General features: G+C 69.0%; 11 protein-coding genes. 7 read left to right on the forward strand and 4 right to left on the reverse strand.

The window, feature by feature from the left end:
- The first annotated feature begins 14 nt into the window (after positions 1 to 14).
- Together ACEPPI_RS26220 and ACEPPI_RS26225 are read left to right on the forward strand one after the other, a co-directional pair.
- Positions 15 to 911, forward strand: coding sequence for a GntR family transcriptional regulator (locus ACEPPI_RS26220; protein WP_373917716.1), 897 nt, complete (start codon positions 15 to 17; stop codon positions 909 to 911).
- A gap of 69 nt (positions 912 to 980) precedes the next feature.
- On the forward strand, positions 981 to 1,196 hold the full coding sequence (locus ACEPPI_RS26225; protein ID WP_373917717.1) for a DUF6243 family protein: 216 nt from the start codon (positions 981 to 983) through the stop codon (positions 1,194 to 1,196).
- 159 nt (positions 1,197 to 1,355) lie between these two features.
- Here the strand turns inward: ACEPPI_RS26225 and ACEPPI_RS26230 are convergent, their stop codons facing one another.
- The 3 genes from ACEPPI_RS26230 to ACEPPI_RS26240 form a co-directional block, all read right to left on the reverse strand.
- Positions 1,356 to 1,928 carry a GNAT family N-acetyltransferase gene (locus tag ACEPPI_RS26230; RefSeq protein WP_373917718.1) on the reverse strand — a complete coding sequence of 191 codons (573 nt, stop codon included), beginning with the start codon at positions 1,926 to 1,928 and terminating at the stop codon, positions 1,356 to 1,358.
- Complete coding sequence (locus ACEPPI_RS26235) at positions 1,925 to 3,217, reverse strand: MFS transporter (RefSeq protein WP_373917719.1); 1,293 nt, start codon at positions 3,215 to 3,217, stop codon at positions 1,925 to 1,927. Before ACEPPI_RS26235 ends, ACEPPI_RS26230 begins: the two co-directional genes overlap by 4 nt.
- A 109-nt stretch (positions 3,218 to 3,326) precedes the next feature.
- Complete coding sequence (locus ACEPPI_RS26240) at positions 3,327 to 3,761, reverse strand: Rrf2 family transcriptional regulator (protein ID WP_373917720.1); 435 nt, start codon at positions 3,759 to 3,761, stop codon at positions 3,327 to 3,329.
- Between the two features lie 257 nt (positions 3,762 to 4,018).
- On the opposite strand from ACEPPI_RS26240, the gene ACEPPI_RS26245 reads away from it, so the two are divergent.
- The 4 genes from ACEPPI_RS26245 to ACEPPI_RS26260 all read left to right on the forward strand — a co-directional run bounded on the left by ACEPPI_RS26245 (position 4,019) and on the right by ACEPPI_RS26260 (position 8,882).
- A complete protein-coding gene (locus ACEPPI_RS26245; RefSeq protein WP_373917721.1) occupies positions 4,019 to 4,255 on the forward strand; it encodes a hypothetical protein in 237 nt (78 codons plus the stop codon).
- A 580-nt stretch (positions 4,256 to 4,835) separates the two neighbouring features.
- Positions 4,836 to 5,705: a hypothetical protein gene (locus tag ACEPPI_RS26250; RefSeq protein WP_373917722.1), complete on the forward strand. Its 870-nt coding sequence runs from the start codon at positions 4,836 to 4,838 to the stop codon at positions 5,703 to 5,705.
- 568 nt (positions 5,706 to 6,273) lie between these two features.
- On the forward strand, positions 6,274 to 8,586 hold the full coding sequence (locus tag ACEPPI_RS26255) for an N-6 DNA methylase (protein ID WP_373917723.1): 2,313 nt from the start codon (positions 6,274 to 6,276) through the stop codon (positions 8,584 to 8,586).
- Positions 8,587 to 8,660: 74 nt separating this feature from the next.
- Positions 8,661 to 8,882 carry a hypothetical protein gene (locus ACEPPI_RS26260; protein ID WP_373917724.1) on the forward strand — a complete coding sequence of 74 codons (222 nt, stop codon included), beginning with the start codon at positions 8,661 to 8,663 and terminating at the stop codon, positions 8,880 to 8,882.
- Positions 8,883 to 9,234: 352 nt separating this feature from the next.
- Here ACEPPI_RS26260 and ACEPPI_RS26265 read toward each other — a convergent pair whose 3' ends face one another.
- Entirely contained in the window at positions 9,235 to 10,749 is a 1,515-nt protein-coding gene (locus ACEPPI_RS26265) for a helix-turn-helix domain-containing protein (RefSeq protein ID WP_373917725.1), read from the reverse strand.
- 330 nt (positions 10,750 to 11,079) lie between these two features.
- On the opposite strand from ACEPPI_RS26265, the gene ACEPPI_RS26270 reads away from it, so the two are divergent.
- Positions 11,080 to 11,799, forward strand: a complete 720-nt coding sequence (locus ACEPPI_RS26270) for a DUF4232 domain-containing protein (RefSeq protein ID WP_373917726.1) — start codon at positions 11,080 to 11,082, stop codon at positions 11,797 to 11,799.
- Positions 11,800 to 13,791: the final 1,992 nt, after the last annotated feature.

Here is a 13,791-nt window from a genome sequence, read left to right on the forward strand (position 1 = left end):
ACCAGGGGGTGGGGATGACGGAACGGGCGCCGTACGCGCGGATCGCGGCGGAACTGCGGGGGCGGATCGAGAACGGCGAGCTCCGCCCGGGGGACCGGGTGCCGTCGACCCGCGCGATCACCCAGCGGTGGGGCGTGGCCATGGCCACGGCGAGCAAGGCACTGGCCGCGCTGGGACAGGAGGGCCTGGTCCGCGCCGTACCGGGAGTCGGGACCGTGGTCGCTGCTGCTGCCCGGCCCGCCGCCCCGGCCGACGACTCGGCCGTCCGGGCCCGCATCGTGCGCACGGCGATCGGTCTCGCGGATGCGGAGGGTCTGGCGGCCCTGACCATGCGGCGACTCGGAGCGGAGCTCGGGGTCTCGGCGATGTCCCTGTACCGGCACGTACGGAACAAGGAGGAACTGGTCGTCCTGATGGCCGACGCGGCCTTCGGCGAGTTCCCGCTGCCGCCGGCGGTACCGGGGGACGGCTGGCGGGCCCGGCTGGAGGCGTCGGCGCGGGCGCAGTGGCGGCTGTACGGGGTCCACCCCTGGCTGGCCGCGGCCATGAACCTGAACCGGCCGCTGCTCGTCCCGAACGGAATGCGCCACATCGAATGGGCGCTGACCGCGCTGGAGGACCTGGATCCGGATCTGGACGCGAACGCACGCATGCACGCGGCCATCTCGCTCTTCGCCTACGTACGGGGCCAGGCGATCGACCGGGAACCGGAGGCGGTGGCGGAGCGATCCAGCGGAGTGTCGGGCGAACAGTGGATGGAAGCCCAGCAGGCCCGTATGACGGCCCTCTTGGGCAACGGCACCTTCCCGGCCTTCACCGCGGCCCGCGCGGACGCCGACCTCTCCCCCGAGTCCCTCTTCCACTTCGGCCTCACGACCCTGCTCGACGGCCTGGCGCCCCGGGCGGGGTGAAGGCCGTCGCCGAGCTCGTCCCCCACCGATGAATCCGTAGATCACTTCACACCGTTACCAGGAGAACCCATGACCGTGAGCAAGAACATCAACAACCCCGTGGGCCAGGGCGGCGGCCAGCGCAAGAGGCTGTCCCGCGCCGAACGGCAGAACAACGGCCCGCACCGCAACCGCGACCGCCAGGGCGCCGCCGACCAGAAGGCGGAGCTGGTGCGCAAGATGCGCGAGAAGGCCGGCGCGGCCGAGGACGGCGAGCAGACGGGCGACGACACCGCCCAGAGCTGACGCGCCGCGGCCGCGGGGCGGCAGCGCACGGGAGCAGGGCCCGGACCGCGACGCGCGGTCCGGGCCCCTCGCGTCCGAGGCCGAGGTACCGGGCGCGGTCCCCGACGGGCTGCCCGACGGTGAAGACCCATCTCCCGCGGGCGTTCGCGAGACTCGACGTCAGCTATCACCCGCGCGCCGTGGCCGTGGCGATGAACAGCGGCCTGCTCCGGCGCCGGTGGCCCGGGTCGCCGGGGAAGCGAAGCCGTCGCGGGTCAGGGCGTGGACGGTGCAGGGGCGGGCGAGGACCGTGTCCTCGCGCAGGGGCGTGAATCCGAGGCGCCGGGCGACGGCGCTGGAGGCGGTGTTGCCGTGATGGATCATGGCGGTGATCTGCTGGAGCTCCAGGGTCCCGAAACCCCACGTGAGGACGGCTCGGGCCGCTTCCTGGGCATAGCCCCGCCCCCAATGGGCGTGGGCGAAGGTCCAGCCGATCTCGGTCTCGCCGAACTGCTCCCACCAGTTCAGGCCGCAGCGTCCGATCGCTTGGCCGGTGCTGCGCAGTTCGACGGCGCACAGTCCGTGCCCCCGCTGATCCCACTGCAGCCGTATCTCGTGCAGGCGTGCCGCGGCCTGCTCCCGGGTGTAACCGCCGACGAACCGGTTGACCGCCCCATCGGCGTGGAGCCGCACCCACCAATCGGTGTCGGCTTCGGTGAGCGGGCGCAGCCGGAGGCGTTCTGTGGTGATCACGGGTTCGATCCTTGCCTTTCCTGAGATGTTGAGGCCGGTGCGCCGGTGTGCTGCCCGGTCGGCAGCGCTTGTGCCCGTGCCGTGGGCGCCGTGGGCCCGCTGTGCCTGGCGCGTCGGTCGGTGACGGCGTGCGCCGCTTCCGCGGTCCCGAGGCCGAGCGCGATGAACACCGCGCCGACGGGCCCCAGCCAGTGCGCGCCGAACCGTGCCATTCCCGTCCGCCCGACCAGGGGGGCGATCGAGACACCGACGTAGACCATGGCCGAGGCGAGGCCGGTGAGCAGAGGTGCCGCCGTCGGCATGGCGGTGATCAGGCGATGTGTCTGGGGTGTCAGGAGTCCCCAGCCGCAGATGCCCCACACGAGGAGCGCCGCGATGGCTGAGGGCAGGTGTGCGCTGGTCCACGGCAGCAGTGCGAAGTCGACCGCGGCGACGGTGATCGCGGTGTTGATGACGAGCCGGCTGCCGAAGCGGTCGATCAGACGGCCCGAGCCGAGGGTTCCGGCGGTGGCGGCCAGTCCCCAGACGCACAGCAGGGCGGCGAGGGTGGTGCCGCTGCCGCTGCCGCCGCTGCCGCCGCTGCCGCCGCTGCCGCCGGTGGCGCGGTCGAGGCTCGCGTCGATGAAGGAGTAGACGGTGTACAGACCGGTGTAGACGAGGAGTGTGGTCAGCAGGGTCAGGCCGATGCGCCGGTCGGCGATCGGAGCGAGACGGGTGCGCAGCGGCACTGACGGTGGTGTGGGTATCGGAGGCAGGAACAGGGCAGTTCCGGCCGCGGCCGCCAGTCCGAGCGCGGAGACGAACAGCATGGTGGCCCGCCAGTCGCCGGTGAAGCTGCCGATCGCCGTGCCGATGGGCGCCCCCAGAGCGGTCGCGGCGCTGAGGCCGGTCATGACCGTGGCGATCGCGCGGCCGCGACGTTCCGGTGGCGCGAGCGCGGTGGCCGCGGCGACGGTGGCGGGGCTGACCATGGCGCCGCCGAGCCCGGCGAGTGCCCGCGCGGCCACGGCCACGCCGAAGGACGGAGCGAAGGCGGTGACGAGGTTGCCGGCGGTGAAGACGGCGAACCCGGCGAGGAACAGGGCGCGGCGTGGCCAACGGGTGGTGAGCGCCGCCATGACCGGGCCGAGGACGGCGTAGGTGAAGGCGTAGGCGGTGAGCAGCCAGCCGGCGGTGCCGACCGGGACACCGAGGGAGTGCGCCGCGCCGGGCAGGATGCCGGCGATGACGAAGCTGTCGGTGCCGATGGCGAACATTCCAGCGGCGAGGACCAAGAGCGATCGGTTCACGATACGGCGACCTCCGGATAATGAGATGTAACAGAAATGGTTACGACAGTGGTCCGAAGAGAGGCCGGCCCGAGAGGGCCGGCCGGAAGGGAGCAGGGGAGGGCTGGACTCAGGGTCCGGGAATGGTTTCTCTCACCACGTCGGCGATGGTGACGGCGGCCAGTTCGGCCTTCATCGACTCCTCCGCACGGTCGTACACCTCGCGCAGGGCGGGCGGGATGCGCCGCCCGACGGGGCAGTCCTGATTGGGGGGCGCGGAGTGCAGGGCGATCACGGGATCGGGCTCCACGGCGAGGTAGACGTCCCGAAGGGTGATCGACTCCGGGACGCGGGTCAACCGCCAGCCCGCACCCTGCCCGCGCTGCGACTCCACCAGTCCCGCATTGCGCAGGCTTCCGAGGGTGCGGCGGATGACGACGGGGTTGGTCTTGACGCTGGTGGCGATCTGCTCGGACGTCACGATGCCGTCGGGGCGCTGGGGGCAGACCCATGCCATCCAGGTCAGTACGTGGGTGGCCACGGTCATGCGACTGCTCGTACTCATGACACCCTCCACCTGAAACCGTCAACACCCGCCCGTGTTGCAACCAATTCTGTTACAACAGGGCGCCGCATGTCCAGGCCCAACGACCCGAAACGGCCGCCGCGCCCGCCCGGGCGGCAGATCCGCCGCAAATTGCGGCCTTTTGTGGCAGCGGCCCAGCTGTCCGCGGCGCTCCGGCCCCCGCCCGTGCGGGTCAGGTCCCGGGGCACCACTGCTCAGTCGGCCGGGACGACGAAATATTCGACTGCGTCGACCACGTGCGGGCCGTATCCGAAGGCTCCGCCGAGCTGTTCGAGGCGGTGCCACGCCCGCTCGGCTCCCCGGATCTATGGCGTACCGCCGTGCGCCGGGCCTGTGGCCCGCCACAGAGGGGTGACCTGCTGGCCCGTGACTCCACCTCTGTCCTGGGGCGGTACTACGCCGCCGGCACGGGCACGTTTGCGGCGCACGTGAAGATCGGTGCCGACTGGCGGACGTACGCAACGCTGTCCTGACCTCTGACGCATCGGGCCGCAGTACCCACTGCAGTCCCGCGGCCCGATGCCCCCAGGACATAGGTCCTGTGGCTGCTCCCGTGGTACGGGGTCCTGGCATTCCCGCGCACGTCGTGAGCCAGGTCAGAGGACCCGTGGACCCCGAAGCGGGTCGGTCAGCGCACGCAGGCTCGCCCCGGAGGTGAGCGCGGGCACCCATAAGACGATTGGAGACCCCGAGTCCCGTGTTGACGAGCGGGATGCCGTGCCGCCCATCGTGGCTCCTCCTGGACGTTCGCCGCCATCTGGGGGCTCGACAACTAGCCTTACGCACAGGCTGTATGACCTGCCGGCCTGCCGGCCGGTGTCCGACGGCTGAGCGAGTCCAACCATCTCCAAGACGTGGCCCGAGATCGCGCCTCAGGTCTGAGGAGCTTGGGAGGGAGGCGCGCCCGCCGCTGCTCGCTCAGAAGGCTACCGAGACTAGTCGGATCGGGTATCAATCGATCAGAAACAGTCCTCCTTCATTCTGAGTGAATCAAACCAAGGCGATTTCATACACCTGGCATATTGTGGTGTTGCGGCGTGTAGACATATGCGTGTGAACGATTTTCAGACTGCCTCTGAGGCCAGCTTTCCGATTCCCCGCGTTGTCACCGTGACCCCGGACATGGCGAGGGAGTTGCTCAAACGCAACACGAACAACCGTCCACTGGACAAATCGGTTGTGGCGCAGATGGAGGGAGAGATCCTCAGGGGGAGTTGGCAGGTAACTCATCAAGGGATCGCCCTGGATGGGCCGATCTCCTCAGGTAATGTCGTAGATGGGCAACATCGCCTGAGTGCGATCGCCAAATCCGGCGTTGCGACTGAGGTGCTGCTCTTTGAGAATGTACCCCCGGAAACATTCTCGGTCCTCGATACCGGAAAGCGCAGGACTGGCGGCGACGTACTTGCCCTGCGTGGGGAAAAGGACGCTACTCTGCTCGCCGCGACCATCAGGCACGTGCACCTGTTTCGAACATCTCCGTCCGGGAGCTGGGTTGGACATACCTCTCGGGTCACGAACAATGAGATTCTCGACATTTTCCGACCCCAATCTGCAGAGTTCCGTGAGGCTGTCAAGCATGGAAGGGTGCTGGGTAAGGAGGTGGGCATCATTCCTACTGCCGCGGCATGCGCGTACTTCCTGACAGTCGAATCGGCGCCGGTTGCGCAGGCGGATGAGTGGATGCGCGGACTCACGACTCAGGCCAACCTGGGGCCTGAAGATCCCCGATTGGCCTTGATCAAAGTCATGAACCTGCTCCGAGGCGGGGCCTCTCAGCGACGGCGAACTGATACGCGTGGCCAAATCGGCCTCTACATCAAGGCGTGGAACGCATGGGTGGCTGGCAGGCCTGTCAAATCACTGCGCCTGCAAAAGGGGGAGAAAATGCCTCGCCCCATCCAGATGCTCATCGCTGACTGACCGTGCACCGAGCTCCGCATCCTTACCTCTCTGGTGAGGTGAGGATGCGGGTGACCGGGGGCGATGGCAGAGGTCCAGGCCGCTGACCTGGACCAGACGGTTCTGGCGGGCCCGCTGGGTCGTGGACGGCAGGTCGAGTTGGAGGCCGGCCCAGCCGCGCACGGCGGGATGAGGGACTGGCGGTGGGCGCCCGCCAGGGCTGCAGAGCTGATCCACCGTCTGTTCGGCTGCGGTGCACCCCGCGAGACCGACGAGCTCGCCCCGCGCCTGGAGAACCGCCCGCTCCCAGGCGGCCTTCGGTTTCTGTGCCTCGGGCCCGGCACGTTCCTCGAAGCAGTCGAAATTTTTGTTAACCCCAATAAACATAGAGCCCGAGGAGCGTAATTGTCACTTATCGGGCATTTCTGCCCTGGTTGAGCACCATCACGAAGCAAAGAGGCGTCGGCCTCTCTCTACTCCACCTCCAGGGGATGGATGAGCACTGTGAATGCGCACTTGGTGCGCGCATCACACCCTGCATACGGTCCTCACGTCGGAAGATCAACCGACCCGACCTCGAGGAGCCACGATGGAGCCAGCGCATGATGAACAAACCGGTCTGCTTACCCGGACCCAGATCGCGGATCGCCTGGGTGTGAAGCGGCCGGCCGTGTCGAACTGGGCCCGGCGGTACAAGGACTTCCCCACCCCGGTGCGCTCCGGCGACATGGAGCTCTTCCGGGAAGCTGACCTAGCGCGTTGGTTGGTGAACCGCACCGTTCCGCAACGGCGACTGCGGAACGGGGAGCAGTTGGGTACGACCTATGCCACTCGATTGGGCCGGACCAGCGATGAGCGACCGGGGGCGGAACCGAAGTCCACGAGGAGTCTCGCCCCGCGGATCGAGGACGGGGACAGGAAGGCTGTCGACCAGCTGATGGGCCGGCTCGCAGATCGGGTACGGGGACCGGCGACGATGGCGGATTACGTGAATCTCTGCCTCATCGTGATGTACGTGCGTCACGCGGAGCTGGAGCAGTGGCAGCGGATCGAGTCTGTGATGTCGGCGGGTCGAGGGGCCCAGGACGTACAACTACTGCTGCGCTCCCTCGGTGACGTGGCTCAGGACACGCTGCGCCGGAACGGTGACCGCACTGACATGCGCAGCAGTTTGCTGCAACTCGAACCACGTAGCTGGGACGACCTCACTACGGCGGTACGAACGGCGGCCGGCGCGGGCACGGGCGCGTTCCAACTCGTATGGGAGTCGTTCAGCGCCCGGGAAGGGCTGCAGAGCTCGGAGTTCTGCAGCCCTGTAGGCCTGGCTTCATTGGCGGCGGGGCTGGTGCTGACCCCGGGGCAAAAAGCCACTGTCCTGGACCCCTACATGAGGGGCGGGGAAATGTTGGCGGCTGCCTGCCGGCACATCGGGGCGGCGGGCGCGACCGTGTACGGCGAGACCCTCAACGGTCGTCTGCAGTCGGTCGCAAGTCTGTACCTCCTCCACCTCGGTGTGCGGCCGAGGCTGAGCAGCAACCGGTCCGATCGGTGGCCGCCGCGCCATGAGCACGATGTCGACGTCGTGTTGACGAACCCACCGTTCAACATGAGCGACGCGCCTGGCCCCGGCCGGCGAACGGGTAACTGGCCGTATGGAGCCCCGCCCCGGGGAAACGACAATTTCGCCTGGGTGCAATATGTCCTCGAGGCGCTGGTACCCGGCGGTCGAGCAGCGGTGGTCATGCCGGTGAAGGCGGGCAACTCGGTGAACGCCGCCGAGCGTGAGATCCGCCGTGCGCTGATCAGCACGGGATCAGTGGAGTGCGTCGTGACGCTGCCGCCCCACCTGTTCTCCGCGACCCCCGTGCCGGTTTCCCTGTGGTTTCTACGGCGGGTCGAGCGACCGGTACGCGAGGGGATCCTGTTTGTCGATGCGCAAGGGCTGGGGGAGAAGAACCGGCATCGGCGCGTACTGCGAAAGACGGATCGCGATGCGATCACGGCGGTGGTCCGGCCGTGGCTCGACGGGGAGCTCCCGGGCGGTGGGGAGGACGCGCTGCGTGCTGACGAACGAGGTTTCGCAGCTGTGGTCGTGGCGCGCTCGGACGTCCTCGGCGAGGAGTATTCGCTGCGCCCCGCCGACTACCTCGGTGGCGGCCAGTACGGTGCTGCTCCCGTCGTGTCACGGTTGCTTAAAGCAGGTGATGAGGCAGCAGGGTACGTGGACAGGTTGCGCGTGCTGGAGCAGCGCCCGGCGGGACCGGAGTACGTCCACCGCCCGGGTCCGGGACCTGACGACTGGGAGGAAGCGATTCTCGGGGACCTGTGCGAGATCCAGGCCGGCCCTTCGTACACCCGCCTCCCAGCAGCGGCACGTACGGGCGACGGCGGTGTTCCTCTCGTCTTCCCGCAGGATCTCGTCGGAGGGAAGATTGTGGACGAACCCCGTTACCGCGTGCCATGGGAGACGGCCGAGCGTTTCAAGAAGTTTGTGGTGCGCACGGACGACATCGTCTGCGTTCGCACGGGTGCACAGCAGCAACCGGCTCTGGTTTCCGCCTCGCAAGCCGACTGGCTGCTCAGTCCGAACGTAACGCGTCTACGGGTACGCCCGACGGCCGAGATCGACCCTCTGTACCTCCACGCATATCTCGGCCTCCAGCACGCGCGGGAGTGGATGTCGCACCGTGCCGCGGCCACGGCAGCCCCCTCGCTGAGCTCTGTTGCTCTGGGGCACCTTCCGCTGCGTTTTCCGCCCATCGAGCAGCAGCGCCGGTGCGTTGAACTCCTCGGTGACCTCGGCCGACGCGCCGAGGCCCACGCCGCGTACGCCTCGGCGCTCGGCCGGCTGCGGGCCGAACTCGCTGAGCACCTGCTGCACGGCTCGGTCGAACCGTCGTGACGGCCTGCCGTCAGCCGATCCCCGCGCCCCGTCCTTCCCTCTCTTCAGCTGCGAACCCCGAAAGGATCGAGTTCATGTCCGAACCGACAGTCCCTGCCGGACGCACGTGGCGACTGTGGCTTGCGCTGTACGTTGCCTGCTCCACGGTGGTCAGCCTCGTCGTGAGCCTGCTCGTGCTGCGATCCGGCGTCGATACCACTGGTGTCGTTCTGGCTGGGGGAGGAGGCTTCGCGACCTCTTTCGGCCTCTGCCTCGCACTGCCCGCGGCGGTGCGTGAACTCAAGCGACTGGGCTGAATCGGAGCGGTTGTCCGTGGTCGGTTGGTGGCCACGGACGCGCCGATGCCGGAATGGACAACCGAGCCCGGACAACGACGAAGGCCCAGGTCGCTGACCTGGGCCTTCGTATCTGAGCGGATGACGGGAATCGAACCCACGCCATAAGCTTGGGAATCTACTGCGCGGATGGCGCTCGCGCCATGCTTGACCTGCGCAAACAGGATCCACTAGGGCATCTCCGGAGGACTCTAAGGGCCCGTTTTTGACCGCTGTTGACCCGTCTCAAGGGCACGGTTGGGGCACGCCCTTTGTGGTACCTCCTCGCAGAGGTTGCGGTCCGGCCGCTTTCGGACCGGGTGCAATGGGTCTTTCATTCCGTGTACGGCAGCCAGGCGTTGTTGTTCGCGTTGTACCAGTAGCTGTGGCCGGTGTTCAGGGCAACCGTGCGGAACGGGCGGCCGTGGTCGTCGATCCGGGTGGTGCCCTGGCGGTCGCCACTGCTCCAGGTCAGCTCCAGGTACCAGCTGACGTCCTGACCGAGTGTGGCGGCGTCGATGTTCAGCACCTGGGGGTCGGTGGCGGAGACCTTGTACGGGAAGTCGGTCAAGGCCGTCGGCCGCTCGCCCTCCTTGCCGGGTACGGGCCTGGCCCTCGGGGAGGCGTCGTCCAGGTCCACGGCGAAGGACGCCGGCACCAGCGCGCCGCCGCAACCGGCGCCCATGGTGTACGCGTTCCAGCCGGGAGCCTTGCGGCCGCTCACGACGTGGACGTACAGCGCGTGCAGGACCGCGGCCTTGCCCTCGGTGCCCTGGACGGTCAGCTGCATGCGCAGGTGCCCCGCAGGGACAGCCTCCAGGGCCCGGGCCCACCCTTCGGTCGCCTGCCCGGCGGGGGGCGGGGGGACCGTGCCGGGTGCCTTGTCCAGGGCGAACCACTGGCCGCAGGGGCTGTCCCAGTTGTCGGGCAGGACGTTGACCGTGAACGGGGCGGTGGGGGAAGCCCCCTCCTTGGCGGTGGTCGGCGAGGAGGACGCGGACGCTGCCGAGGGGGACGACGGTACGGGGCTGGACGGGGGTGCGGAACCGGCTGTGGCCGTGGGTGACGACGATCCGCCGGACGGCAAGGCCGGGCCCGCCTCCGCCCGCTCGCGCGAGGACGGCTGAACGGCGCCGTGGCGCGTGTCCCCGTGCCCCGTATCTCCCATGGCGGAGACGGCGGCGGCGGTCCCCGCCACCGCGGCGGTGGCCACGGCGGCCGCAACGGCGAGCAGCAGCCGAGGACGCCGGGCCCGCGGTACGGAGGCCCGGGCGGGGCCCGGCTGGACAAGGGCGGCGGGGGCGTGTGCGGGTGCCTCCGTTGCCGGTGTAGGGGCGGGGGCCTCCGCCGGTGCCGGCGCGGGAGCGGAGGTAGGCGCCGGGACGGGTGCCTCCGCAGCGGCAGGTCCGGGCGCCGGGGCGAACCCGGCTGCGGGCGCTGGGGCCGGTGCGGGGTCGGTCTCCGCCCGCGGCCGGACCTCCGAAGCCTCCCCGGCCACCACCACCGCCGATGCAGGCGACACCTCCGGCGCGGCGTCACCGCCCCGCGGCGCCGCGGAGTTCGCCGCCCCCGACGCCGAGGCCTGCCCCTCCGTCACCCCCCGACGCCGCTCCACCAGCGCCAGCAGCCACTGCCGGTGCAGCGCGAGCAGTTCGTCGGCCGAGGCACCGCAGACTCGGGCGAACCGCTCCACCGGGGCGTAGTCCGTGGGCACAGCCGCGCCGCTGCAATAGCGGTGCAGCGTCGAGTTGCTGGAGTGCAGACGCTTCGCGAGCGTGCCGTAGCTGCGCCCCGAGCGCTCTTTGAATCCGCGCATCAGCTCCGCGAACCGCTCCGTCTCCGTGGCCATTCCACCCTCCCCCTCGTCCCGGAAGCACGTTCCAGGCTCACCCGATCGCCCAGGTGAGAGGGGTCGGGAGCGTTCCAGGGTTTCTACTATCCCGGTCCAGACGCCACTGGGACAAAACCCGCCCCACAGTTGCGTCATCAGCCCGTCGGTCCGCCGATCGGATCGGCGGGCGGATTCGGCGGTCGCAACGGGAGGGCCCCCACCCGCCCCACCGATCGCCCTTGGCCGCCTGCGGCAGCAGCCGACCGGAACAGCAGCCTCACCCAACGTCTCGTCAGGCGGGAAGCGGAAGCCTCCGTCTGACGACAGCATCGACACGGAGAGTTCCCCATGCGCACCTACCGACTCCGCACCGCTGCCCTGGCCACCGCCACCGCCGGCCTCGCTCTGGCCCTGACCGCCTGCGGCGGCTCGGACAGCGCCGGCGGTCCGACCGCGAACCCCGCCGCGACCAAGAGCGGGGACAAGCCGGTTTCGAGCGGGACCGGGACGCCGTCCGGGGAGGGCGCCTCTGCCACCCCATCCGCAGGCAAGGTCACCGGAACCGGCACGGTCACCGTCACCCCGGCGAAGGCCGGTTCGGGCGGCAAGGGCACGGGGGACACCACCGGTGACTCCTACGCCTACACCCACCCCTGCTCGGCGCGCAACCTGACCGTCAAGGTCACTTCCCCGAAGGGCACTCCGGCCACCGTCCGCGTCATCACCGTGACCAACAACGGTTCCACCTCCTGCGGTCTGGACTACTTCCCCACCGTCGGCTTCAGCGCCAAGGGCGGCGCGCTCGGTCTCCAGGCCACTGCCCCCGGTGGACTGGGCGGCGCCCCGGCGTACCCGGTGCACCCCGGCGGCACTGCGTACGCGGCCGTGGACCTCAACCCGTCGGGTGGCAATGGCCCCGTGGCCGACGAGGTCAACGTCCTGGCCGACAAGGAGCACATGCCGAACGCGGACGGCGTCAGCCTCCCGCTGGCCAAGCCGGGCAGCGTCGCCAACCCGAAGGTCGGCCTGTACCGCACCAACACCCGCGACGCGCTGAGCGCCTTCTGAACGGAGTTCCGGGGGGCCGCGGCCGCGGCCGTCCCACGGGGTGCGTCGCCGGGCGGCTCAACTGTCCTGGGCAACTGCCTCGCCGAACCCGGGGCAGTCCGAGACGAGCTCAAGGCCCTCAGTGGAAGAAGGCTCGGAAGAAGGTTCCAATCTGGAACGGCAGCAGGAAGTCGCAGCGGGGATCGATGCGCGAGTGCGCGTCATGAGGGCCAAGGCTTCCGGGTCCGCATCTGGCACGGATCTGGCACGGGACCATTAGGAAGGTCTAGGCAACGCGAAAGCCCCAGGTCGCTGACCTGGGGCTTTGCTCTGTGTCGTGCGCAGAGTAGATGTCAGTGCCGCGCAGAGTAGATGTCAGTGACCTTTCGACAGGCGAAGCGTTGGTGATTGCGACACGTGCACTTGTCCTGAAGCCCCCACGACGGGACTTGTGTGGGTGGCAGCCCTGACTCCGCGCCCGGCGTCGGGGCTGTCGTCGTTCCGGTGCCGGGCCGGTCGGCCGTGGTTGGGCCCCGGCTGGTCCGGCACCGGACGCGGCCGTTGTCACATCGCGTGTTCGGCAGCCTGGGCGAGGTACTTCGGGGCTGCCCAGCCGCCGCACGGTGACGGCGTCGGCTTCGAGGTCGGCGGTGCACCCGCACGGCCGGAGGGAGGATCCTGGAGGTATGGCCAGGAGGAAGGTCCGGCGGTGCAGCCAGTGCGCGATCGAGCTGCCCGAGGGCAGCCGGCGATCGCGCCGGTACTGCGGCTCGACCTGCCGTACGAAGGCCTGGCGGATCCAGCGGGCTCGCTGGGCAGCGATCAACGCCGGCGGCGAGGCATACCGGGCCCTGATCGAGGGCCGACCCCACCCGTGGCCGCGGTTCCGCTGCCCGGAGTGCGGGGCGACCTGGTACGCCAGCGACACCCCGTTCGTCACCCGGAAACGGTCGGACAGCCGGTGGTGCTCACCGCGGTGCCGAACGAGGGCATGGAGGCGGCGTTCGCGTTCAGCAGGCGTCACCGTGTGACGCCTACCTGTGACGCGACCGGGGGCTTTCCCGACCGGAGCACGCGGCCCTCGACGAAGGCGATGTCCTGTGACAGCGAATCTGGACTGTTTGCCACCGAACTTGGATCGCCGGTAGCTGATCAGGTCTGTGCTGACGGAGAACTCAGCCGACTAGCAGAAGGAGGACCAGTCTGATCAGCACAAGGCCAGTAAGCACTGTTCCAGCGATGAGCAGTGGGCTGCGGGTGTGGCGCAGGAGACGGATACCGCACCAGACTCCGTAGGCGGCCAGGCCGCCGGAAATGAGCGGGAACACAAGACTGCCAGTCCGTCCGCCCCCACCCAGGACGCTGAGAATGACGTAGCCCAGGAGGAACTGCGGGAGCCCCAGAAGCCAGATCTTCCTCACCTCTGCCGCATCTGGGGCGGCTGGCGGCGGAGACACAGGGGGCCTGGGCGGCATAACCGGCGGTGGAGGGCCTGCGGCGATGTTGTAGGCAGGGTCATGCGTCGCTGGGGTGGAGAGCGGCTGAAGGGCTGTGCGCAGCCGTTCAGCAAACTTCGGGTCTACCCGCAACTCGTCGGCGATCACAGAGCTGACGATGCCCGCTGATCCCTCGCCGGGCTGCTCATGCAGGCGGGCCAGGGCAGATGACCCCAGAGCGCTCCTTCCGAGCTGGCCCCAGATCAGTTCTCGAACTGCCGCAGTCTGGTCCGCCGACGCCGACGTACCTCCGGTCAGCACCCTGATCGCCGCAGCGGGTAATTCTGAAGCCTGCATTCCGATCCTCCCAACATCAGTAGAGGTACCCGATCGTATGGGCATCTGCCGTACCGACGAATAGAGCAGACCAGCGCAGATCCGAGGACTGGCCACAAGTCCTCGGCCGTAAGCTTGATCTTTAACCTCGCCTGTCATCCGACCTGCTGAGATCTATGGTTTTCGGGGGCACGTGAGGCGGCCGCCCTCCACGCTTCGAGATGTCGAGTAACGAAGTGTC

Origin of the sequence: Streptomyces sp. AB3(2024) (genome assembly GCF_041862025.1) — a bacterium.
GTDB lineage: Bacteria > Actinomycetota > Actinomycetes > Streptomycetales > Streptomycetaceae > Streptomyces.

Bases quoted from the DNA above. Each gene is read 5' to 3' on its own strand.
- ACEPPI_RS26220 (WP_373917716.1), top strand. From the start codon at position 15: ATGACGGAACGGGCGCCGTACGCGCGGATCGCGGCGGAACTGCGGGGG.
- ACEPPI_RS26225 (WP_373917717.1), top strand. From the start codon at position 981: ATGACCGTGAGCAAGAACATCAACAACCCCGTGGGCCAGGGCGGCGGC.
- ACEPPI_RS26240 (WP_373917720.1), bottom strand. From the start codon at position 3,761: ATGAGTACGAGCAGTCGCATGACCGTGGCCACCCACGTACTGACCTGG.
- ACEPPI_RS26255 (WP_373917723.1), top strand. From the start codon at position 6,274: ATGGAGCCAGCGCATGATGAACAAACCGGTCTGCTTACCCGGACCCAG.
- ACEPPI_RS26260 (WP_373917724.1), top strand. From the start codon at position 8,661: ATGTCCGAACCGACAGTCCCTGCCGGACGCACGTGGCGACTGTGGCTT.
- ACEPPI_RS26265 (WP_373917725.1), bottom strand. From the start codon at position 10,749: ATGGCCACGGAGACGGAGCGGTTCGCGGAGCTGATGCGCGGATTCAAA.
- ACEPPI_RS26270 (WP_373917726.1), top strand. From the start codon at position 11,080: ATGCGCACCTACCGACTCCGCACCGCTGCCCTGGCCACCGCCACCGCC.